General features: G+C 71.0%; 19 protein-coding genes. 2 read left to right on the top strand and 17 right to left on the bottom strand.

Annotated elements, in window-relative coordinates; genetic code table 11:
• Positions 1–12: 12 nt before the first annotated feature.
• The 5 genes from ACFVQ0_RS01050 to ACFVQ0_RS01030 form a co-directional block, all read right to left on the bottom strand.
• Positions 13–396, bottom strand: a complete 384-nt coding sequence (locus tag ACFVQ0_RS01050; RefSeq protein WP_390083284.1) for a hypothetical protein — start codon at positions 394–396, stop codon at positions 13–15.
• Positions 396–1,331, bottom strand: a complete 936-nt coding sequence (locus tag ACFVQ0_RS01045; RefSeq protein WP_390083282.1) for an NAD-dependent protein deacetylase — start codon at positions 1,329–1,331, stop codon at positions 396–398. Before ACFVQ0_RS01045 ends, ACFVQ0_RS01050 begins: the two co-directional genes overlap by 1 nt.
• Before the next feature lie 115 nt (positions 1,332–1,446).
• Positions 1,447–2,124 carry a class I SAM-dependent DNA methyltransferase gene (locus tag ACFVQ0_RS01040; RefSeq protein ID WP_390085328.1) on the bottom strand — a complete coding sequence of 226 codons (678 nt, stop codon included), beginning with the start codon at positions 2,122–2,124 and terminating at the stop codon, positions 1,447–1,449.
• A gap of 145 nt (positions 2,125–2,269) precedes the next feature.
• Positions 2,270–3,553, bottom strand: a complete 1,284-nt coding sequence (locus ACFVQ0_RS01035; protein ID WP_390085327.1) for a phosphatase PAP2 family protein — start codon at positions 3,551–3,553, stop codon at positions 2,270–2,272.
• 412 nt (positions 3,554–3,965) lie between these two features.
• Positions 3,966–4,475, bottom strand: coding sequence for a DUF4232 domain-containing protein (locus ACFVQ0_RS01030; RefSeq protein ID WP_390083280.1), 510 nt, complete (start codon positions 4,473–4,475; stop codon positions 3,966–3,968).
• A gap of 572 nt (positions 4,476–5,047) precedes the next feature.
• Here ACFVQ0_RS01030 and ACFVQ0_RS01025 point away from each other — a divergent pair.
• The gene (locus ACFVQ0_RS01025; RefSeq protein WP_390085325.1) at positions 5,048–6,295 is read left to right on the top strand and encodes an MFS transporter; all 1,248 of its coding nucleotides are present in this window, start codon (positions 5,048–5,050) and stop codon (positions 6,293–6,295) included.
• Positions 6,296–6,366: 71 nt separating this feature from the next.
• Positions 6,367–9,327, top strand: a complete 2,961-nt coding sequence (locus ACFVQ0_RS01020; RefSeq protein WP_390083278.1) for a phosphatase PAP2 family protein — start codon at positions 6,367–6,369, stop codon at positions 9,325–9,327.
• Between the two features lie 15 nt (positions 9,328–9,342).
• On the opposite strand, the gene ACFVQ0_RS01015 is transcribed toward ACFVQ0_RS01020, so the two are convergent.
• The 12 genes from ACFVQ0_RS01015 to ACFVQ0_RS00960 form a co-directional block, all read right to left on the bottom strand.
• The gene (locus tag ACFVQ0_RS01015; RefSeq protein WP_390083276.1) at positions 9,343–10,110 is read right to left on the bottom strand and encodes a class I SAM-dependent methyltransferase; all 768 of its coding nucleotides are present in this window, start codon (positions 10,108–10,110) and stop codon (positions 9,343–9,345) included.
• Positions 10,111–10,138: 28 nt separating this feature from the next.
• The gene (locus ACFVQ0_RS01010; protein WP_390085323.1) at positions 10,139–11,752 is read right to left on the bottom strand and encodes an MDR family MFS transporter; all 1,614 of its coding nucleotides are present in this window, start codon (positions 11,750–11,752) and stop codon (positions 10,139–10,141) included.
• Between the two features lie 124 nt (positions 11,753–11,876).
• Complete coding sequence (locus ACFVQ0_RS01005) at positions 11,877–12,608, bottom strand: TetR family transcriptional regulator (RefSeq protein WP_390083274.1); 732 nt, start codon at positions 12,606–12,608, stop codon at positions 11,877–11,879.
• A gap of 72 nt (positions 12,609–12,680) precedes the next feature.
• On the bottom strand, positions 12,681–13,202 hold the full coding sequence (locus ACFVQ0_RS01000; RefSeq protein WP_390083272.1) for an ATP-binding protein: 522 nt from the start codon (positions 13,200–13,202) through the stop codon (positions 12,681–12,683).
• 118 nt (positions 13,203–13,320) lie between these two features.
• Positions 13,321–15,297 (bottom strand): discoidin domain-containing protein, encoded by a 1,977-nt coding sequence (locus tag ACFVQ0_RS00995; RefSeq protein WP_390083270.1) that lies wholly within the window; start codon positions 15,295–15,297, stop codon positions 13,321–13,323.
• Between the two features lie 321 nt (positions 15,298–15,618).
• The gene (locus ACFVQ0_RS00990; protein WP_390083268.1) at positions 15,619–16,047 is read right to left on the bottom strand and encodes a DUF5959 family protein; all 429 of its coding nucleotides are present in this window, start codon (positions 16,045–16,047) and stop codon (positions 15,619–15,621) included.
• Positions 16,048–16,173: 126 nt separating this feature from the next.
• Positions 16,174–16,743, bottom strand: a complete 570-nt coding sequence (locus tag ACFVQ0_RS00985; protein WP_390083266.1) for a GrpB family protein — start codon at positions 16,741–16,743, stop codon at positions 16,174–16,176.
• A gap of 56 nt (positions 16,744–16,799) precedes the next feature.
• A complete protein-coding gene (locus tag ACFVQ0_RS00980) occupies positions 16,800–18,119 on the bottom strand; it encodes a nucleobase:cation symporter-2 family protein (RefSeq protein ID WP_390083264.1) in 1,320 nt (439 codons plus the stop codon).
• 7 nt (positions 18,120–18,126) lie between these two features.
• Positions 18,127–19,188 carry an isopenicillin N synthase family dioxygenase gene (locus tag ACFVQ0_RS00975; RefSeq protein ID WP_390083262.1) on the bottom strand — a complete coding sequence of 354 codons (1,062 nt, stop codon included), beginning with the start codon at positions 19,186–19,188 and terminating at the stop codon, positions 18,127–18,129.
• A gap of 214 nt (positions 19,189–19,402) precedes the next feature.
• Positions 19,403–20,728 carry an amidohydrolase family protein gene (locus tag ACFVQ0_RS00970; protein WP_390083260.1) on the bottom strand — a complete coding sequence of 442 codons (1,326 nt, stop codon included), beginning with the start codon at positions 20,726–20,728 and terminating at the stop codon, positions 19,403–19,405.
• Complete coding sequence (locus ACFVQ0_RS00965) at positions 20,725–22,047, bottom strand: uracil-xanthine permease family protein (protein ID WP_390083258.1); 1,323 nt, start codon at positions 22,045–22,047, stop codon at positions 20,725–20,727. Before ACFVQ0_RS00965 ends, ACFVQ0_RS00970 begins: the two co-directional genes overlap by 4 nt.
• A gap of 235 nt (positions 22,048–22,282) precedes the next feature.
• Positions 22,283–23,209: an NmrA family NAD(P)-binding protein gene (locus ACFVQ0_RS00960; RefSeq protein ID WP_390083256.1), complete on the bottom strand. Its 927-nt coding sequence runs from the start codon at positions 23,207–23,209 to the stop codon at positions 22,283–22,285.
• Between the last annotated feature and the right edge of the window lie 25 nt (positions 23,210–23,234).

Here is a 23,234-nt window from a genome sequence, read left to right as displayed (position 1 = left end):
CGCCGGGACACATCAGCGAGAGGAAGCGCCCTCGGCACGGGCGACCTTGCGGGCCCACATGACCAGGGGAATCTGCAGGGGCAACCGGCCGAGGGCAGCTGCCTTCGGCAGGGCGGGGGAGTGCCGCGCGTCGAGGGCCATCCGGACGTTGGCGGGAAAGACGGCGACGAAGAACCCGGCGGTCGCGCGGGCCGCGACCGGCCGCGTCCGGGGGTGGACGAGCCCGGCGGCGAGCGCGAACTCGACCACCCCGCTCCCGTACGTCCACGCACGCGGCGGACCGGGCAGGATCCTCGGAACGGTCCCGTCGAACACCCTCGGCACCGCCAGGTGGAGAGCTCCGGCTCCGGCCATCAGCCCGGCGAGGAGGAAGGGGGAACGGCTCGTCCGGGACATCAGTCTCCTTCGACAGCGGATTCGTGAGGGGCCGTCGCGTCAGAGGGGGCGTCGGTGACGGGGACGCCCAGCCGGCCGGCCACCGCGGTGAGGGCCGTTCCCAGCGGGAGCGCGACGCGGGTGACGGCGTGCCGGTCGCCCCGGGTGGGGTCCCGGTTGACGATCAGCACCGGCACTCCCGCCCGCTCCGCCTGGCGGACGAACCGGAGCCCGGACATCACCGTCAGCGAGGAGCCCAGAACCAGCAGCGTGGACGCGGCACCGACCAGTTCGCGGCAGTGCTCGACCCGGCGGGGCGGCACGGTCTCGCCGAAGAACACCACATCGGGTTTGAGGATGCCGCCGCAGACCGCGCAGGGCACCACGTGGAAGTCCCCGACCTGCTCGTCGGTGAGATCGGCGTCGCCGTCCGGGTTGATCGCGGCGGCCACCGGCCGGAAGCCCGGGTTGGCCTCCTCCAGCCGCCGCGCGAGGTCGCGGCGCGAGCTGAGCGTGCCGCAGGTGAGGCAGACGACCCGGTCCAGACTGCCGTGGAGTTCCACCGCGTCCTCGCTGCCGGCGGCCTGGTGCAGACCGTCGACGTTCTGGGTGATCACCCCCGAGAGCAGGCCCTGCCGCCCGAACGCGGCCACCGCCCGGTGCCCGGCGTTCGGCCGGGCGCGGCCGAAGGTGCGCCAGCCGAGATGGCTGCGAGCCCAGTACCGCCGCCGGGCCTGGGCGCTCGCGGTGAAGTCCTGGTAGGTCATCGGGGTGTGCCGGCTCAGGCTCCCGCCCTCGCCCCGGTAGTCGGGGATGCCCGACTCCGTGGAGATCCCGGCCCCGCTGAGCACCAGCACGCCGCCGGCGCCCAGCGCGTCGGTGACCGGCTCCAGGTCGGTGGTGGCGGGCGGCAGATCCTCCGTGGGGGACCAGCTCAGAGTGGGGCGCATGCGCATGCCTCAAGAGTACGTAACCGGCCGCGCGCGTCCGTGGGCGCCGTCGACAGCACCGGGCGGCCCGGCGACGCCCGGACCCGCACCGCCCGGCCGTCGAGGGCCGCGTTCCCGGGCGTCACTCGGCGAGGGGCCGCTCCGCTCCCCGGGCATCGGGCCGCCGGCGTGCGAGGAGGAGGCCCCCGAGCTTGCTCTCGGCCGAGGTGAGGGTCTGCTGTACCTCGACGTCGAATCCGGCGTCGTCGAGCCGGGCGGCCAGCTGACCGGGCGTGCGCCGGTGCACGTACACCCTCATCGGGTGGCCGCCGTACCCCTGCGTCTTCAGCTTCCGCTCGTCCCCGACGTGGAAGCTGAGCAGCAGCGGGCCACCGGGCCTCAGTACGCGGTGGAAGTGCGCCAGGACCGAACCGATCTCCACGTCGGGGACGTGGATGAGCGAGTACCAGGCGATCAGCCCGGCCACCGAGCGGTCGGGGAGACCGAGCTCCGTCATGGATCCGGGTTCGAACCGCAGGCCGGGGTGGTCGCGCCGGGCCACCTCGATCATCCCGGGGGACAGGTCGATCCCGAACGCGTCCACGCCCAGTCCGTGCAGGTGGGCTGTGATGCGTCCCGGCCCGCACCCCACGTCCGCGACCGGACCTTCCCCGTTGTCCCGCACCCGTGCGGCGAACAGCGCCAGTACGGCACGTTCTTCAGGGGTGTCGTCCAGCAGGTCGCGCACCTGGTCCGCGTAGCTTTTGGCCACGGTGTCGTAGGACTCCCGAGTGTCCGCCAGCCAGTTGTCAGTGTTCAGTTCGATTCCCACGGGCGCAGGCTACCGGGGAGCGCGGGCCCGGAGCGGCATGCGTCTCGACGGAACGAGTCCCCACGGAACAGTCCGACGGGCTCCTCGGCCCCGCCCGGGGCGGAGCCCGCCGGACTGTTCCTGTTCATCCGTCTCAGACCGGTTCGGGCAGCGGTTCCGGCTGCCGCGCCGGGGCGGTCTTCGGTTCCCACTGTTCGGTGGTCCGCACGTATCCGTGGATCACCGACGCCATCGCCAGGAGGAGGAGCGGGCCGAACACCCAGGGATGGTGGGCCATCGGCAACGACAGATAGCGGTACGCCAGCAGGAGCGCGGTGAAGACGGCGACCCCGTAGGCGACCAGCTTGACTCCCGACCGGTCCCAGCCGCGGTCGAACGTGCGCAGGCCCGCCTCGATCGTGAGCGTGAACACGACGCCCGCGATGATGTCCGCGCCGTAGTGATAGCCGAAGCCCAGCGTCGCGCAGAGTGTGGCGAGCAGCCAGAACGTGCCCGCGTAGCGGAGGGTCCGGGGGCCCTTGCGTGAGTGGATGAAGATGCAGGTGGCCCATGCCGTGTGCAGGCTGGGCATGCAGTTGCGCGGCGTGATCTCGTCGAACGACATGTGATGCGGAGCGCCGATTTGCGGCATCGTGTCCGGCCACAGGTTGGACACCGCCCAGTGCCCGCCGTCGGCGCCGTAGGCGAAGACCGGCCCGACCACCGGGAAGAGCACGTATATGCCGGGCCCGATGAGGCCTATGACCAGGAAGGTGCGGACCAGGTGGTGGCCGGGGAAGCGACGGTCGGCCGCCACATTGCGCAGCTGGTACAGGGCGACGACGACCGCGGCGACCGCGAGCTGCGTGTAGACGGAGTCGAGGAACCGGTCCCCGACCGGGCCGGTGGCCTCGACCATCCGCCCCACCAGCCAGGAGGGGTTGCCCAGTGCGTGATCGGCGGTCGCGACGTACTGGTCGAGAACGGCCGGGCGCGTCTTCGAGGTGATGAGCAGCCAGGTGTCACCGGTCTTGCGGCCCGTCACCAGCAGCAGACCGAGGCCGACGCCCTTCAGCAGCAGGATGCGTTCCTGCCCCGTGCGGCGTGTGACGGCGATGACGCCGCAGCCCACGACCACCCACAACGCCCCATTGCCGAAGGGGTGGCCGTGGGTCACCCTGGCGTCGGCCGCCCAGCGCACCAGCAGAATGACGAGATCGATTCCTATCGCGGTACCCATCGCGATGAACCGTTCCCGCCAGGTGAGCACCACCATCATCAGCGCCATGCTCGCGTAGAGCAGGAAGCCCGACTGGGGGGCGACTATGACCTCTTGGGCCTGGGTGGTTATCGGCCCCGGCAATCCGTAATGGCGTGCGGAGATCTCCAGCGCGACCAGGAATCCGAGGGTCGCCACGGCCGCCGTGCCCCACAGTATCGCTCGTGGCCGATGCCACGGGGCGGTCGTGGTTCTGCTCGATATTCGCGAAAACACCCGCGATACTATAGGTATCAATTGTTTGGCCGATTTGTTAGATGTTGGTTGAGTAAGCCACTCTTCACACCGGAAAGCCCGACTTTCCGGTGAATGGCGAGCGATGGGGACGCTCGTCGTGAGTTCGAACATGCTAACGGAGGCGTGCGGGTGCGTTCGCTGGTCACGGTTGGTACGAGAGCCGACTCGGTCCGGACCGGCCGCCCCGGACCGGCCGCCGTGCCGGGTGGATCGCCAACTGCGCGGCCGGGGGCCGGTGTCCGGCCACGAGCCCGGTGGGGCGACCGACGGCGCGAAGAGCTGTGCCCTCGCCGCGAGCGGCGAGGGCACGGGTACCGAAATCCTCGGACGGGTCTCAGGCGCCGCTCCGCACCGGACCGACGAGGGTGCCGGCCGCCACCCTGAGCCTGCCGTCGGCCACTGATGTGCCGGGGATCTCCCCGTCCGGAGCCCGGAGCGTGAAGGACGCCTCGTCCGCGGGGACGCCGCAGTCGTTGTTGGGCACCTGGATGTCGAAGTGCACCGGGTGCCCCGGACCGAAGGTCACCGCGGTCCCCTGGCCGCCGTAGCGGCCGGCGGTGATCCCGCTCTCCGAGCCGTGGTCCGAGAACCGAACGTCGGTGGGCGAACCCGCGAGCCGGCACGCGTCGTAGCCGCGCGGCGCGGTGAGGGTCACGCGGTAGTGGCGGTGCCCCGCGCTGCTGGACGCGGTGGTGATCTTCGCGAGGTGGTTGGCCGGACGGCATGCGGAGGGTGCGGTGCTCACGGCCGCGACGGACGCGGCCTGCGCCGTGGCCCCTCCCGTGGCACCCAGCAGTGCGGTGGCGGCGATGGCGACGGCGATCTTCCGGTTGGTACGCATCATGAACCTTCTCTGCTGTGCTTGGCGGGCCCTGCGGGTGATCTTCCGTCAGGAGCGCGGTCACGGAAGGCTCCTGCCCGCGTTCTCACCCTCACGGGGGTAATCCCAGGGCTACCACGGCGGCCCCGCCGGTATGTGTAACCCGCACGGGTCGCCGTCGTCCGACCACGCACGCGGCGCAACAGCGACTCGCGCGCGGTCTTCTCCGGGCCCGGCAACGCGGCTAGTGTCATGCCCTGCGAGATCCATCGCACGATCTCGACTTCCCGCTCTCACCACTCGATATTTCTGCCGGCGCTGGAGCCGACGCCGACGCGGACCCTGAATCCGTCCCCGTCCGCGTCACCATGGACGACTCCTGGCGGCGGGGGACGGCTCCCTCGGCGGGCGCCGTTTCCCCGGCCGTCCCACCGTGCAGCGGAAGGTTCGCCGTGACACCGCGGCACCGGTTCCGTCGTACCGCAGGTTTTGGTCGCCGCACGCCTCTCCGTCGTACCGCACGGTTCCGTCGTCAGGGACGGGCGGTTCACCATCCGGGGGCGGCCGGGACAGGGACCGCCTCCTACCGCTCGGCCCTGCGGACCCCCGGCGCGGCGGCCTTCTTCCTGGCCGCGGCCCCCGCCCGGGTCGGGGTGGCCATGGCCGGGCTCGGCATCGTCTGGCTGGTCCACGCCGAGACCGGGTCGTTCGCGGTGGCCGGTCTGGTCACCGGATTGTTCGCCGTGGCGGAGACCCTGGTGGGCCCGCAGGCGGCCCGCCTCATGGACCGGTTCGGGCAGCCGCGTGTCCTGGCTCCCCTCCTGTGCGCCCACGCCGGGGCGGTCACCGCCCTGGTCGTGCTGGCGCTCACGGGTGCGCCGGTGCTGCCGCTGATGGCCGCCGGTCTGGCCGCCGGGGCGACCGTCCCGCAGATCGGTGCGCTCTCCGCGGCCCGCTGGTCGGCCCTGCTGCACGGAAGAGCCGAACTCGCCCCGGCCTTCGCACTCGAAACGATGAGCAACGACGCCGCCTTCCTCCTCGGACCCGCCCTCGCGGTGCTGATGGCGACCCGGTTGCACCCGGCCGCGGGTACGGCGCTGGCGGGGGCGCTCGTCGTCGGGGCCGGACTCGTCTTCGCGGCACTGCGCCGTACCGCCCCGGTCCCTGCCGGAAGGGTGGTACGGGGCGGTACGGCCGACCGTGGGCCGGGCCGGCTGTGGACCCGGAACTTCGGCACGCTGCTGGCGGTCAATGTGGCCCTCGGCGTCTTCTTCGGCTCGATGCAGGTCTCGGTCAGCGCCTTCGCCGCCGCCCACCACGCCGCTTCGGCGGCCGGGTTCCTGTACGGGGTGATGAGCGCGGCGAGCCTGCTGGCCGGTCTGGTCTACGGGCGCTGCCACCGGCGCACCCCGCCCGGCCACCGGCTGCCCCTGATCCTGACCTTCCTGGCCTGCGCGTCGCTGCTGCCGATGCTGGCCGATTCCTCCTGGCAGCTCGGCCTCGCCCTCCTGCTGCCCGGCGCCGGCGTCGCTCCGTGCGTCATCGTCTCCTCGACGCTCGTCGAGTCGGTCATGGACAGGCCGGTCCTCACTCAGGCCTTCACCTGGGCGAACTCCGCGTGCGCGGCGGGCATCGCGTTCTCCGCCGCGGCGGTCGGCCGGCTCGTCGACGGTGCGGGCGCACGAACCGGCTTCGCCGTCCCGCTGCTCGCGTTGACCGCGACGGCGGCACTGACCTGGTCCAGCCGTACCGCGCTCACCGCGGCCACGGTGTCCACCACGGCGGCGACGGCATTCCGTCCCAGTCGGCGGCACGAACAGGACACTCGGACTCCCGAGCGTTGACATGTCCTCCACCAAACCCTCAGGCTCGGCAGGTGACAACGTTGTCCGGAGAGAAGAGGCGAGCCGTGCGGGTGTTCAGCAGACGCGGGCAGGACGTGGGCGCCGGTGTGGTCGCAGCCGCTCTCGTGGCGGCGACGCTCGTGGCGGGGACGGGCCCGGCCGCCTCCGCCACTTCGGCCGGACCGGCGGGCGCGGCCCCGGAGGCGGGCGGTTACTGGGCCACCTCCTACGAGCCCGGGACGCCCCGGCCCGCAGGCTTCCCGGCCCGAGGCCAGGCGCGGAATCTGCGCGGCGAGACCACAGAGGTCACCACCACGGTGCGCGACGTACGGTCCGGCCACCCCAACGACACGAGCGCGCAGGAAGGCGTCACCAGCCTCTCCGACCAGGACTCCGCCACCAAGTGGTACGCCCGCGACAGCGGACGGCCCACAGAGAAGGAGCCCGTGTACGCGATCTACACCCTGCGTACCCCGGCGGCTGTCACCGGCTACTCGCTCACCTCCGCGAACGACGCGCCGCCCCGCGACCCGGCCGCGTGGACCGTGCTCGGCAGCGACAGCGACTCCGCCGCGACGGACCTGGACGACTCCTCCTGGCACGTCCTGGACCAGGAGAAGGAGCAGCGCTTCGGCACCCGTGGGCAGACCGACTTCTATCCGGTCACCACCACGCACGCGTACCGCCACTACCAGCTCCGTGTCACGGACAACTGCGCCGACCGGTGCCAGGGTCCGGCCGCCGACCGCTCGAAGCTCCAGCTCGCCGACTGGACCCTGCGCAGCTCCGCGGGATCCACGGCCGCCGGGCTCGGGGCCGGGGTCGAGAACGCCGACTCCGTCGGAGCGGCGGACGGCTCGGCCGCCCTCCGGTACGCGGGCCGGGTCCTCGCCCCCGGACCGGCCTCCTCCACGGTGGTCCTGCGCTCCGGCCTCGACGTCCCCCTGGTACGCGGTTCGCGGCTCAGCTACGCGATCCGCCCGGACGACGCCGCCTCCGCCCACGTCGCGCTCGACATCCTCTACACCGACCCGGACGGCCGCCACCCCCGTACCCGCGAGGTGCGGACGGCGGACAGGAAGCTGACCCCGGGGGAGTGGAACACCGTCTCGGCCGACCTCGGCGCGCTCGCCGGGAAGCACGTCAGTCAGATCCTGCTGCGCTACGACGACGCCCACGCCAAGTCCGGCTCCAGGCCCGGGGGGTGGATCGACGACGTCAGCATCGGCAAGGCCGTCGTCGACGCCTCGACCAGCTGGAGCTACCTCGACACCCCGGACATCGACCCGGCGCGCGGCAACGAGGACCGCACGGCGTGGACCCGGACCGGCTTCGACGTCGGGGACGTTCCCTGGAAGACCGCCACCGGCCCCTTCGGCGCGAAGAACGACGGCACCGACCTCGGGGACGGCTTCCCCGTCCGCACGAAGCTCAGGCTCCGCAAGGACGCGGGCAGCGGCAGCGAGGGCGACGGCGCGGGTGACAGCACCGAGGCGTACTTCTTCCGCACCTCCTTCTCGATGGACCGCGCCTCCCTGGACACGATCAGCGGGCTCGTCGGCACGGTCGTCTACGACGACACCGTGACCGTCTACCTCAACGGCAGGCGGATCGCCGGTCACGGCGACGGAAAGATCACGAAGAACCTCCAGTACGAGACCCCGGACGGGACCTCGGGCGAGGGAGACCCGGTCTCCGCCCGCTTCGCCGTACCGGCCTCCGCCCTGCGCCCGGGGACCAACACCCTGGCTGTCGAGATCCACCAGTGCGACAGCACCAGCTCGGACATCTACTTCGGACCCGGCCCGCTCGCGCAGACCACGGGCTCCCTGCCCTTCACCGACAAGCAGCTGGACACCCCGTACGCCTCCGACACCCAGCCCACCGCGCCCGGTGGCGGTGACTACTTCACCTGGCTGCTGCGCTCGTTCGACGCCGCCAGGAACGAGCCGTCGGTCATGGGCGCCAACGAGGCCCTTCCCAAGGGAACGACGTACGAGGAACTGAACGCGCTCGACGACCGGACGGTCGTCGACATCAACAACGCCCCCTCGGGCCCCACCGACCCCCAGGTCCACAAGGCACTCGTGGACGGCGCGAACAGCCCCTACCGGACCATGGCGGACGGACTGGGCGCGACCCTCGGTCGGCTGTACGGGCAGGCACTGAAGAACGGCGAACTCCCCAAGACCGAGGCGCTGCTGTCCGGCCGGATCGAGCACACCCCGGACTCATCGGCCGACTGGTACCAGACAGCCAAGAACAACTACCAGTACAAGCGCCCCTTCGTCCGGATGGGGTTCACCGAGGACCAGGGACTCATCAAGCCCTGGGACAGCCCCGGCGGCTACGCCGGTCTCGCGGGCGACGGCTCCTTCCCGAGCGGGCACACCAGCCACGGCTACGCGCAGGGCATCGTCCTCGCCACCCTGCTGCCCGAACTGGCACCGCAGATCCTGGCCCGCGCCTCCGAGTACGGCAACAACCGCATCCTGCTGTCCTTCCACTACCCGACCGACATCATGGGCGGCCGGATCGTCGGCGAGAAGACCGCCCAGCTGCGCTGGTCCGACCCGGAGTTCCGCACCCTCCTGGAGCAGGCGAAGACCGAACTGCGAGCCGTCCTCGTGCAGAAGTGCCGTGAGACCGGCGCGGGCGACTCGCTCACCCGGTGCGCGGGCCGGGGAACGCCGTACCTCCCCACGGACGAGGCACTCCAGGTGTACGAGCGGCGGATGACCTACGGTTTCCCGCACATCGGCGCAGAGGGCCTGCCGCCCGCCGTTCCGGACGGGGCGGAGGACCTGCTGCGCACGTCGCACCCGAAACTCACCGGTGCTCAGCGGCGTACCGTGCTCGCGGCCACCCAGATCCCCTCCGGCGCTGCCCTGGACGAGCAGGGCGACGGGGGCAGCTGGCAGCGGATCGATCTCGCGGGTGCGATGACCGCGAAGGTCACCGCGCACCACGACGGGACGCTGACCGTCGACGGGGTGCGGGTGAACGCGGACGGAACCCGGACCGGCGAATAGCGCCCCCGTCCCGCGCTACGCCTCGTGTCGCCGACGGGCGAGATGGACGATGGTGGCGGTGGAGATCTCGACCGTCTCGGGCAGCACCCGCAGGATCCGGCTGAACACCTCGGCTTGCTGCGGCTGGGGCAGGACGATGTAGGCCGAGACGGTCGAGAGGTAACCGACGAAGTCGCCCGCACTCATCGTCAGGCGACTTTCGATCACGGACTGCTGGACTCCGTCGAACCACTCGGACCGTTGGAGTTCCGTGCCGGGCCACTGCATGTCGTGCTCCGGAGGTGTCCCGTCCGGGGACGGGACATCGTCGCTCTCCAGGAACGGAGCCCGTGCCGCGCGAACGGCCTCCTCCACAGCAGGGTCGGCCAGCCCCACCGGCCTGGCGAACGAGGCGAACACGCCGCCCGGCTCCAGCAGCCCGGCCATGCGGGACCACCGGCCCGCCGGCTCCGTCCAGTGCAACGCCGATGCCACGTAGACGAGTCCGAATCTCTCGTCTGGCCGCAGCTCCTCGAAAGCGGCGCGGGCCGTCCTGACGCCCGGTGGCACATGCTTGCGCAGCTCGGCGAGCATGGCCGCGTCGGGATCGGTCGCCGTGACCGGGACCCCCCGCCGGGCCAGCAGACGGGTGGCCTTGCCGGTCCCGGCGCCGATCTCCAGGGCGCTGGAGACCGGCTGACCGGCGTACGCCATCACCACGTCGAACAGTTCCTCGGGATACCCCGGCCGGAACCGCTCGTACGCTTCCGCCATCGTTCCGAAGCTCAGTGCACGACGAGACATGCCGAGCATCCTGGCACGATGTGCCCCGTCAGTGCCTGGTCGTTTCCGGCGACCCGGCCTCCCCCTGCCGGGGAGCGGGAGGCTCGGGGAGCGGCGGCCGCTCTGCCGCGTCCTCGGGGCCGGGGGCCGCCTCCGCGGCCAGCCGCTCCATGCCGCTGGTGGTCTTGAGGGGCTTCTCCCTGATGAAGAGCACCGCCAGCAGGCCGAGGAAGGCGAAGGGTGTGGCGATGAGGAAGAGATCGCCGGTGGCGACTCCGTAGGCGTGCTCGACGATGTTCTTCATCGGCTCGGGCAGCGTGGTCATGTCGGGTACGGCGCTGCCGTGGCCACCGGCGGGCGCCGGGATGCCGTTCTCCGTCAGGCCCTTGGTCATCTCGCTCGCGACCCGGTTGGCGAGCACCGCGCCGAGCACGCTGGTCCCGACGGTGCCGCCGAGGCTGCGGAAGAAGGACAGTACGGACGTGGCCGCGCCCAGTTCGTGCGCGGGTACGTCGTTCTGGGCGGCGAGCACCAGGTTCTGCATCAGCATGCCGACGCCGATCCCCATGAACGCCATGTAGAGGCTGAGGAGTCCGAAGTGCGTGTCGGCGTCGATCGTCGACAGCATGCCGAGCCCGGCCGTCATGATCACAGCGCCCGAGACGAGGTACCGCTTCCACTTGCCGGTCGCGGCGATGATCTGCCCGGCGACGGTCGAGGACACCAGCAGACCACCGATCAGCGGCAGGCTCATGAAGCCCGCGACGGTCGGTGACTTGCCCAGGGAGATCTGGAAGTACTGCGACAGGAACACGGTTCCGGCGAACATCGCGATGCCGACGAAGAAGCTGCCCAGAGTGGTCAGCGTGACCGTGCGGTTGCGGAAGATGGCCAGCGGGATGATCGGCTCGGCCGCCCGCGACTCCACGAAGACCGCGGCTGTCAGCAGCACCACGCCGGTGATCACCAGGGCGGCGGTCTGCCAGGAGGCCCAGTCGAAGCTGTTGCCGGCGAGCGAGGTCCAGATCAGCAGCGCGCAGACGCCCGCGACGATCAGGAAGGCGCCCAGCCAGTCGATCCTGACCTGACGGCGTACCGTCGGCAGCTTCAGGGTGCGCTGGAGCAGCAGGATTCCGGCCAGTGCAAACGGCACGCCGACGAAGAAGCACCAACGCCAGCCGAGCCAGGAGGTGTCCACGAGGACACCGCCGATCAGCGGACCGGCGACCGTGCCGACGGCGAAGACCGCGCCGAAGATACCCGCGTACTTGCCGAGCCTGCGCGGCGGGATGATGGCCGCCATCACGATCTGGGCGAGCGCGGTGAGACCACCGGCGCCGATGCCCTGGATGACGCGGCTGACGATCAGCGTGTTGACGTCCTGCGAGAAACCGGCCACCAGCGAACCGACCACGAACAGGCCGAGCGAGAGCTGGAGCAGCAGCTTCTGGTTGAACAGGTCCGCGAGCTTGCCCCAGAGCGGCACGGTCGCCGTCATCGCGAGGAGTTCGGACGTCACGACCCAGGTGTACGCGGACTGGCTGGCGCCGAGGTCCGCGATGATGCGCGGCAGCGCGTTGGCGACGACGGTACCGGCGAGGATGGCGACGAACATGCCTGCCATCAGGCCGGACATCGCCTGGAGTATCTGCCGGTTGGACATGGAGGAAGGCGCCTGTTCCGGCGCCTCGGTTGCGGTCACGGTGTCCTTCTTCGGTGCTGGGCAGAACAGAGGTCGGCGTTGAGGAGAGAGAGGGCGGCCGCGCCGGTGGGAGGCGGCGGCGGGGCTACCCGGGTGGCCGGGGGAGGCCGTGGGCGAGTTGGACGAACACCTCCTGGAAGGTGTCCGCGAGTTCCACCTCTCCGGGGTGGTCGCACCAGTGCTCGATGGCGACCCGTACCGCGGTCTGGGCGACCGCGGCGAGCAGTTGGGGGAAGAGGCTGTCGCCCGCCGTACTGGGCCCGGCCGGAGCACCCCGCGAATCCGGGGCCGCGTCCGCGGTTTCGGACGCGGATTCGGACGCGGTGCCGGTGCCGGTGTCGAGCCAGTCGGCGATGGCGGCGGCCAGGGCACGCTGGTCCGCCACCTGGGCCTGGAGGCCGCGCTGGATGAGGTGGGGGGAGCGCTGGAAGACCTTGGCCTGGAGGGCCCAGAACTCCTTGCGCTGCTCGAAACCGCCGAGCTCCTCGGTCAGCGCGTCACGGACCACGTCGAGCGGCGGACGGTCGGCCGGGGCGAGGCGCACGGACTCCCTGATCCGCTCGCCCACCGCCTCGTCTATCAGCACGAACGCGTCGTCGTGGCTGGAGAAGTAGTTGAAGAACGTCCGGGGCGAGACCCCGGCGGCCTCACTGATCGCCTCGACCGTGACGTTCTCCACGCCGTGCTCGGCGGCCAGACGTACGGCGGCTTCCGCGAGGGCGTTGCGGGTCGCCCGCTTCTTGCGTTCCCGAAGCCCCGGCGGGGACGGCTTCTTGGGCTCGGAGGGCCCGGACGCGGAGGGCTTCTTGGTCGGCACATCTTGCATAGTAAGCAAAAATGCAGGCCCTGCAAAATTATTGCCCGTCGAGTGGCAGCCGCAGCCGCGGACTCAGCCGTTGACCGAGTCCGCGATCCGCTGGGCGGCCTGCGCGGGGGTGAGCCGGGTGGTGTCGATGACCTCGGCCTCGCTGTGGAGCCAGGTGCGGGCGGCCTCCGCGTAGGGCTCAAGGTAGGTGAGGCGGAAGGTGGAGGGGCCGAGATGGGCGTCGCCCTCGATACGCCCGCGGAGGGTGTCCTGATCGGCGTGGAGGACGAAGTGCCGTACGGGAATGGCGTGGTGGGCGAGGCCCGCGCTGATCTCGCGCCAGTACGGCTCGACCAGGACCGTCATGGGCACCACCAGGGTGCCGCCGGTGTACGCCAGCACATGGCGGGCGGTCTCGACCACGAGCGGCCGCCACGGCGGCCAGTCCTGGAAGTTGCCCGTCCAGGGCAGCCCCGGAGTGATGTTCATGAGCATCCCGCCGACCAGCTCGGCGTCGAACACCCGTGAATCCGGGATCAGCTGCTGCACGAGAGCGCTGGTCGTCGTCTTGCCCGCACCGTGGGTGCCGTTGAGCCATACGATCATGGGGTCCGACAGTAGTGGCTGTACGGGGGCCGCGCGGGTCATGGCCGGCGCGGCCCCCGTACAGCGTCGAGGGGGCCACCGGATCGCGCCGTCCCCGTCCCCCGCCGCACCCGGCGGCTCAGGCCGCGTAGACCTTGAGGCCGGAGATCTGGGCGGCCGGCCAGCCGGTGTTGGCCGTGACGGTCAGCCGTACGTACCGGACGGGTGAGCCCGCCGGCAGGGTGAGGGTGGCGGTGTTGCCGGTCGCCGGGTCGAATCGGTGCTCCGCCGCGGCGAGCAGTTGACCGGAGGCGCCGTTGTCGATGCCGCCCTGGACCGAGACCGTCTGGGTACGGGCGCCCCAGGCGCTGGACGGGGGCAGGGTGAGCACGATCCGCCGGACGGTGCTCGCGGCGCCGAGATCGACCTGGATCCACTGCGGGAAGGAGTTGTTCACGGACTCCCAGTAGCTGTTCGGGTCGTCGTCCACCGCGTTGCCGGACCCGTAGCCCTGGGTGTGACCGCTCTCCGAGGTCGGCCGGCGCAGGGCCAGGTCCGTGGTGCCGCCGGCCGTTGTGGTCGTGGCGGTGACCTGGTTCGACGGCAGCGAGACGCCCCCGGCCGCGTCGAGCGCGACCACGTGGAAGACGTAATCCGTGGACGGGGCGAGCCCGGTGACGGTGAACGAGGTGCCTGTTGCGGTGCCCACCTGGGTGCCTGACTGGCCGTTCACTCGCAGCACGTGGTAGCCGGTGACACCGACGTTGTCGGTCGCCGCGTCCCAGGCCAGGGTCACCGAGCTGCTGGTGCGGTCGGTGACCCGGAGCCTCGCCGGGGCGGTGGGTGCGGTGGTGTCGGCTCCGCCCGGGGGCGTCGGAGGGGTGGGGCGGACCGGGGTGAGGCCGATCTCGCCCTTCAGCATCCGGCCGCCGTCGCCGGTCAGTCTCAGGTAGTAGTCGGACGAGCAGGCGGTGCCGTCCTCGTCCAGTGCCAGGAGTCCGGACCCGGTCGGGACCCACGCCTGGGTCTCGGCGGTCTTGGCGATCTGATTGCCCTCGTTGTACTCGTCGAACATCGATATGTAGATGCCCTGCACCCCGGCCCGGCACATGTTGTAGAACTGCCGCCACATGAAGTCGCCGTGCGCGCGCTGGCGGCCGGACACATCGCCGGGCAGCACGCACGGCTGGTAGTCGATGCCGTGCGCCGCGCAGTCCGCCTCGTCGCCGACCGTGTAGGTGGAGTAGGCGTTGTCCGAGTCGCCGGCGTTGCCGATCGCGCCGACCATCCACGGGGAGATCATGTGGAACGCGTGGTAGACGTCCCCGTACCCGGTGCGCGTTCCCGCGCCACCCGTACGCCACTCGCGCGGCACCCCGCCGATGACGTAACAGCCCTGGTCCTTGAACCAGTTGATCACGTCCAGGCAGGCATCCGTGGAGAACGGGTGGTTGTCGTCGTTGAAGCCGAAGCCCCAGATACACACCACCGGCTTCCCGTTCTGGGTGGCGTACTGGGGTGAGGCCGTGTGGGCCTTCATCTTGTTGGTCCAGTCGGTCTTGATCTCCGACCGCATGCCGGTCCAGCCGGTGACGTCGTACATCACGTAGAACTTCACGGCGTGCGACTCGGCGGCGGCCCGTACCTTGACAGCCATCGCGTCGCGGGTCGGGCCCTCGCCGCCGGTCGGGTTGAACCGCTGCAGCGCCGCCGTGTCGATGCCGTACTGCCGCATCCACAGGAAGTGGGTGTCGACGGTCTGCTGGTCGTAGGAGGAGAACAGCGCCGCGGGCTGCCCGTTGCCGAGATCGCCGTAGGCCGTGGGGTAGCTGTGCGCGTAGTCCCTCATGTCGGGCCAGCACTTGGTGCCGGTGTTCGACGGGGACGGCGGCCGGCTCCAGTCCTGGGTCCAGTGCCACCAGCCGTTGATCGGGGCGCCGTCACCGGCGCAGGCGAACCAGCCCTGATAGCCGACGGTGACCTTCCCGACCACATCCCCGGGCGGACTGCCGGCGGCCACCGCGGCCCCGGCCAGGGCGGTCTGCGCGCCCCCTGCCGCGCCCACGGCTGTGACCGCGATGACCGCTTGCATGAATGTCCGGCGGGTGACGCCCATCAGGAAACTCCTCGACTAGGCCAACTACGTGTGAAGCAGAGGCAGTTGGCAGGAAGGCAGATCGGGATTCCGCTGCGGGGATCGTAACGACATGGTTACGCATCGGCAATAGTGTGCGCACCTTGCGAAAATATCGACGTAGATCACGCAAAAAATGTTGCGTCTTGGACGCTCATTTCGCCGGACGAGGCGCCGACGCTCATGGCCCGCCACCATCCGGACCGGGCGGGAGGCTGTACGCGCGGCGTATCGCCCTCCGCGCCATTGGACGTGCGCCCATCCGGTGGCGGACGCTTGCCCCGTCTACGCCGACTGCCCCGTCTACGCCGACAGCAGCGGAACCCAGTGGTCCATCACCTTCCGCAGCCGCTGTTGGTGGTCGGCTATCCAGTCGTCCGGCGGTACGAACGGCACCCGGACGGTGACCATGGACCGCGACTCGTCCTCCACGACCACCTCCGGACAGTCACGCTCGCCGGTGAGCTGGACGAAGATCGACGGACCACGGCTCATCTCCATCCAGGCAACGTCCTCGCCGGCGTCGAGCCTGTCCAGGGCGGCGGACCAGCTCTCCAGCCGTGAGGTGTACAGCGCCAAGTCCACACGGCCGGAAACGAATGGCGTCCTGACCACGATCTCGGCCTCAAGCACGGCGGGCCATCCGGGGGCACGTCCCAGAACGGTGACGGTGACGCTGTTCCCCTCGTCATCGGCGAAAGAGATGAGCTCTCTGGGAACGATGTCGTCCACGACTGCCCCTTCATCGGCGGGTACCGAGAGATCCTCGCTGCGGCCGGGGCGCGTCCGCCACCCAATTCCGTCAGAGGCAAGAAGCGCGCGTTTCAACCGGTCATGTCGGCAGGCCCGTCCGACGGGTCACTTCGGGGACCAGCCCGAATCCGCGGCCCATCGCTCTGCCGCCGCCATCAGGACTTCGGTCGCCGGGGCCTTGATCTGTCCATAGTCCGTCAAGTCCGGCACGCTCTGTGCCAGCCGCTGCTTGAACGCTCCCCATGCGCGACGAGCCACCTCGTTCCCGCGCAGGTAGTCACGGAACAGCAGCGCGAACCGCGCGTTGGGGCCCGCGCTCTCCCGGAGGTGGACGTTGCACGGGCGGGCCCCGACGGGCGGCGCGAAGACCAGCTTGCGGCAACGTTGGCCGCTCGACACCTCGAAGCGGTTCCACGGCTCCGGGCGGCACCGGAAGCCGATCGCGGCCAGCAGCGGAACGTCACGCGCTTCGTCGATCGTCCTCATGCGCACCTGCACGTCCACGCAGTCCTTGGCCGCAAGGCCGGGTACGGAGGTCGACCCCACGTGATCGATGCCCACCGCGAGATCCCCCAAGGCGGTACCGAGGCGGTCGGCCAACTGCTCGAACTCGGCGGGCCACTCGGGTCGATAGTCGACCACCGCAACCTGGTGGTGCTCATCCGGGAACGGCATAGCGCCGCACTCTAGTGGAGCCCGAGGGGATTGCGACATCAGCCCACGGAACGGCTTCAGGCCGGTACGTCGACCGGTTCCACGCGCCGAACGCGGGCCGGGCCCCTTCCGTTGAACGCCAGGTTCAGCCCGAACGCCACCAGCGTCGCGCTCGTCACCGGTGAGCCCAGCACGATCCCCACCCCTTCCGGGAGCCTGCTGTACAGATCGGGGGCCACCTCGGGGGCCATGCCGGCACCGATCGACACGGCCACGATCAGCAGGTTGTGCGTACCGTCGAAGTCCACCGTGCGGAGCGTGCCGATGCCGACGGTGGCGACCGTCGCGAACATCACCAGCCCCGCCGCACCGACCACCGGCTGCGGCAGTCCGGCGACCAGCGCGCCCAGCTTGGGGATCAGCCCGAGGACCAGCAGCATGCAGCCCGCCACGGTGGCGACGTGCCGACTGCGGACCTTCGTCATCGTCACCAGGCCGACGTTCTGCGCGAACACCGTGTCCAGGAAGGCGTTCATGACGCCGCCCAGGACACCGGAGAGGCCGTCCGCCGCCAGCCCGCGCGCCATGTCCGCCGTCGTCAGCTTCCTGCCGGTCAGCTCCGCTACCGCGAGGAGATCCGCCGTCGACTCGGCGAACAGGACGAGCATCACCACGCACATCGAGAGCACCGCGACCGCCGGGAACTGCGGCGCTCCGAAGTGGAAGGGAGCGCTGACGCCGACCCAGTCCGCCGTCCGCGCGGCCGAGACGTCGACCAGGCCGAGCGGCACCGCGACCGCCGTCCCCGCCACCACACCGAGCAGCACGCCGGTCCGGGCGAGGAATCCACGGCCGAAGCGGGCGACGAGGAGGATCACGATCACGACGAAGGCGGCGAGTGCGAGCCGCGACGGCGCGGCGTGGTCGGCGGCCTTCGGATCACTGCCGACGATCAGATTCACCCCGACACCGATCAGCGCGAGCCCCACCACCGTGATCACCACACCGCTCACCAGCGGCGGGAAGAAGCGCACCGCCTTCGCGAACGGGTAGGCCGCCAGCAGGCCGAAGAGCCCCGCCGCCAGCATCGACCCGTACACCGCCTGCAATCCGTACTCCCCGGCGATGAGGATCATGGGCGTCACCGCTGTGAACGCCGCGCCCGCCATCACCGGCATCCGCACGCCCAGGATCCGGCCGACCCCGGCTCCCTGGATGATCGTGACGATGCCCGCGACGAGCAGATCGGCGTTGATGAGCACGGCGACCGTCGCGGCGTCGAGGCCGGCCGCCGCGCCGAACACCAGCGGCACCGTCACACATCCGGTGTACATCACGATCACATGCTGCAGGCCGAGCACCGCGAGCCGTCCGGTACCGGTGTTCCTCGTGGACATCGTCACGTCACCTTCCCTGGCGTGCGAAGTTGGCGGCGATGCGCTGCTGGATGTAGTCCGCGGCCGTGATCGCCGGGTAGCGGCCCCCGGGCCCCTCGATCACCACGTCGCGGTCGGCCTGTGCGAAGAACGCGATGCTGTGGCGGGCCGAGCGGTCGTCGCCGGGGCCGGGCGATTTGACCCGGTGGAAGTTGGACGGCAGCCGGTCGTCGCTCCACCGCATCAGCATGTCCCCGATGTTGCAGGTGATCACCGTGTCGGCCGGTTCGACCGGCGTCCACTCCTGCGCTTCGGCCTCCTTGCCGGGGCACACCTGAAGTCCGCCCTGCCCGTCGCGCTGGAACAGCAGCGTCAGACAGTCGAAGTCCGTGTGCGCACCCGCACGCCACACGTCCGCCGGGATCTGGACGTCGTCGGGGACCGCGAAGTAGTGGAGCATGCGCAGCGTCGACTGGTACTGCTCACTGGCCGGGTCGTGGGCACGCGTGAAGAACCCGTCGGGCAGCCCGAGCCTGTCCGCGAAGCAGGACAGCACGCGCATCGCCAGCTCCCTGCACCGCGCCTCGAACGCGAGCGTGCGCTCCCGGAAGCCGGGCAGCTCGTCGTCCGGCCACAGGCCGTCCATGTGCGGCCGGGTCAGCTGGTACGACTCCTTCTGGTCCGGCGTCCCGATCGACGGACGGACCTGGGTCATGGACTCCCAGCCCGAGTTGAGTCCCTTTTTGAGAGCGTGCCGGGCCTTGGCCTCCTCCGGAAGCGCGAAGAACCGCTCGGCATCGGCGAACGCCCCGTCCACGGCGCTCTGTTCGATGCCGTGGTGCACGAGCTGGAAGAAGCCGATATCGGTGGCGGCTGCCCACAGCTGTTCGGTGATCTCGGCCTTGCGGTCGTCGAAGTCGCTGAGGTCGATCCTGCGGATCTCCCGGCCGGAGGTCTCCGTCCCGGCCCCGCCCATGCGCGTCTCCTTGGCCAGCTCGGCCAGGCCGTACGTCGTCCCGGCCGCCTCAGCCGTCCCGGCCGCCTCAGCCGTCCTGGTCGTGACAGCAGCCGTCTCAGTCGTGTCAGTCATCGCGGTTGTCGCTCCTCGAAGCGATCGTGGGTTTCCGGGATGCAGTCACCGCCCCTGCACTCCCCACCGCGGACGCTCAGAGGCCCGCGGGCACGGTCGCGGCGGACCTCGTGGCGGGTCCGGCGCCGTGGGCTGGTGCGGGCCCCGTTGCCCCGGGACCCGCACGCGATGCGTTCAGACTGCCCGGCGGGTGTTTCCGCCGTGGACCACGGTGTTACGCCGCCGTAAAGCTCAGCCCGGCCGCCAACTCGGCTGCGGAGAGCCGGACATGCTCTCCGTCCCGCACCAGGACCTCGCCGTCGACCATGACCGCTGCCACGGTCCGGCTGCCCGCACACGTCAGCAGCGTGGCCCCAGGATCACGTACCGGAAGGCAGGCGTAGTCCCTGTCGAAGCGGTGCAGGACGAGGTCGGCCTGCATCCCGGCGCGCACGCCGTCCGGGCGCTCCTCCAGGCCGAGAACGAGGTTCGCGCCGTTCGAGGCCAGCGAGAACATCTCCGGGAACCCGAGCAGATCGGCCTTGCGGTGCGCGGCCCGTTGCAGATAGGCGCCGATGCGCAGGGCCTCCATCATGTCCTGGGTGTCGTTGCTCGCTGCGCCGTCGACGCCGAGCCCGACCCGTAGCCCGGCGGCCAGCATCTCCGGCACCGGAGCGATCCCGCTGCCCAGGCGCATGTTGCTGAGCGGGTTGTACGAGATGCCGACGCCGTGCCGGGCGAGCGTCGCGCGGCCCGCCGCGTCGAGCTCCACACAGTGCACGGCGAGCAGCCGCTCCCACAGGAACCCCGCCCGCTCCAGATACTCCACGGCGCCGGCCCCCGTGTGCTCGCGGCACATGGTGTCGTCCGTCGTCGTCTCCAGGAGGTGCAACGAGACGGGCAGGCCGCGCTCGTCGGCGTACGCGCGCACGGCAGCCATCCCCTCGGGCGTCAGGCACCGCGGATTGGGTACGGCGACGCCCACCCCGACCCGGCTGTCACGCGCCGCCGCGATCAGCTCGTCCGTGTGCGCGAGCGCTTCCCGCAACGGCTGCATCAGCCGGGGGTCGAAGCCCCAGGCGCGGCCGCGGTCGGCCCGGTCCGCGACGCCCCGGCACAGCACGGCCCGTATGCCGCTGTCGCGCAGCGCCCGCAGGACCGCGTCGTGCACCCCCGGCGACGGGTGCGGCCACATGTGCTCGACGAGGGTGGTGGTGCCGCTGCGCAGCGCCTCGGCAGCGGCGGCGGCCGCGGTCGCGTAGGCCCGCTCGGGGGTGAGCAGCGCCGCCTCCTCGCCGACGGCACTGAGCCACGCGAGCAGCGGTAGTCCCTCGCCGATGCCGCGCAGACCCGCCTGGAAGAGGTGTGTGTGGGTGTTCACCAGGCCCGGGACGAGATGTCCGCCGGCCCCTTCCAGGACCCGCTCGCCGCGCGGGAGTTCACCTGCCGGCACGAGAGCGCTGATCCGGCCCCCGGCCAGGTGGACGTCCGTGCCGGCCCGCCAGCGGCCTTCGCTGAAGACGGTGACGTCGGTGATGGTGTCGATGCCGGGCGTCGTCATCGGGCGTCGTCCTTCCGGAACCGGGGCGTGTGGTGGAACAACAGGTTCAGGGTGAAGGCGACGATGCCGGTGACGGCGATGCCGCTGTCCAGGACTGTGCGGACGAACGGGGGGAGTGGGGCGTAGAAGTCCGGAGCCCCGACCGGGATCATCCCGAGCCCGAAGGCGAGCGCCGAGGTCAGCAGATTGCGGTAGTCGGTCAGATCCGCCCGCGCCAGGATGCGCAGACCGACCGCGCCGACCATGCCGAACATGACGAGCGAGACCCCGCCGAGGACGGGACCCGGCACGGCGGCGACGGCCGCGCCGAGAACCGGCACGAACGCGAGCACCACCATCAAGAAGCCGGACAGCGCCACGACATGGCGGCTGCGCACCCGCGTCACGCTGACCAGACCCACCGACTGCCCGAACGTCACGACGGGGAACGAGGCCAGCGCCCCCGACACCATGGTCGCCACGCCGTCCGCGCGCAGCGCCCGTACGACGGTGGGCGCGTCGTCGCCGCGCCCGACGATCTGCCCGACGGCGAGGGTGTCACCGACGGACTCGACCATGTTCACCAACTGTACGACGAGCATCGCGACGACGGCCGGGACGACGAACGTGGGGGCTCCGAAGGCGGTCGGATCGGGCGCCGTCACCGTGTGCGCCTGCGCGACGCCCGACCCGTCGAACAGCCCCAGCGGCACGGCGAGTCCGGTCCCCGCGGCCAGCGCGACGAGCACGGAGAACCGCGCCAGGGCGGGCGGCGCGAGCCGCTCCACCAGCACCACGGTCACCGCCGCCAGGGCGAGTCCGCGCCCGCCTGGAGCGCCGCCGTGGCCCCCGGTGACGAGCCCGGCCGCCGACGGGACCAGCGAGAAGCCGATCACGGCGATGACGGTCCCGGTCACCAGCGGCGGAAACAAGTGCAGCCACCGCCCGAACCACGGGGCGACGGCCGACGTCACCAGGCCCGACACGATCGTCGCCCCGAACACGGCGGCGAGCCCGTGCTCCTTGCCGATCAGCACAGCGGGCGTGATCGCGGTGAACGTGGATCCCATCACGATCGGCAGCCGGGCCCCGACCCGCATCACACCGAGCGACTGCAACAGCGTGGCGACCCCGCTCACCAGCAGATTGGCGCTGATGAGCAGCCGTATCCGGTCCTCGGGCAGATCCAGCGCGGTACCCACGAGCAACGGCATCGTCGCCATGCCCGCGTACGCGACCAGCAGATGCTGCACGCTCAGCGGCACCAGGCGGCGCAGTGGCGGCCGGACATCGACGGGGTGTGGGCCCGGCGGCGCGGGCGCGACGGCATGCGTGGACACAGCCATCGTTCCTCCCTGAAAGCTCGGCGGAAGACGGCTGGTTAGCGCCGGGGGCGGCAATGCCTCCGCGCACACCGGCCGTTCGCAGCCATGACCGGTGTGAAGGAGACCGTAGGGACGGAGTGTTTCCCCCGCGTTGCCGTCAGGAGTCCCACACGTACGGCCCACACGTACGCCCCCAGATGTACGGCCCGTTCCTACGGCCCGTTCGTACGGCTGCCGAGTGTTCCGTGGCCTACGCGGTGGGACTCATGTACGTGCGCGCCCACGTCTCGAAAGTGGTCAGGGGGATGCCGAGGTCTCGGGCGTACTCGGGACGGCCGGGCTGGCCGGCCACGTTGAGGTACTCGTGACTCGCGCCCGGTCCGGGCATTCCGGCCGCCTTGGCCTGATCCTCGGTCATGTCGGGTGCGGGCAGGTGCGTGCCCAGGGCCCGGGAGAGGACCTCGGCGATCCGCGTCATCGACAGGTGGTCGCTCGCCAGCTCCAGTTCGACCTTGTTGAACGTGTCCGGGTCCGCGACGGCCGCCGCTGCCGCGGCTCCGATGTCGTCGACCGCGACCAGGGACAGCCGGGTCTCCGGGTTCAGGACGCTGACCAGGCCCCCTTCGATGCCGCGCGGGAAGAGGAAGGCGCTTGAGGGGAGGAAGTTCTCCATGAAGAAGCCCGGCTTGAGGAGTGTCCAGTACGGAAAGCCGGCCGCCCGGACCAGATCCTGGATCGCGGCCTTGGCGCCCAGAGTGCCCTCCATCGAGGCCCAGCGGCCCTCGGCCCAGCCAGGGGTCTCGATGTGCTGGCCGGCCCCGGTCACGGAGGTGTGGACGAACTGCGGCACGCCGGCCTCCCGGGCGGCCTCGATGAGGTTGCGCGCCTGAGCCACTTCGCCGTCGAAGTCGAAGCCGTCCCCGGTGAAGGCGGGCATCTGGACGGAGAACACCGCACGGGCACCCGCGGCGCCGCGGGCCAGGGACGCGCGGTCGTCCAGGTCGCCGGTGACCAGCACGGCGCCCAGCTCCTCGACTGCTCGGGCCCGCGCCGACGCGGCGTCTCGCACCAAGGCACGGACGGGAGTTCCTGCGGCGAGCAGGGCACGTGCGGTAGCGCCACCCTGCTTGCCGGTGGCGCCGGAGACGAGCACGGGTGCTGCGGTTGAGATCGGCATGGTCACTCCCGGAACGGTTAAACGG

Source organism: Streptomyces sp. NPDC057900, assembly GCF_042887885.1.
Taxonomy (GTDB): domain Bacteria; phylum Actinomycetota; class Actinomycetes; order Streptomycetales; family Streptomycetaceae; genus Streptomyces.
Note: the sequence above shows the minus strand (reverse complement) of the source record. Positions and strands in the feature narration are given on the sequence as shown.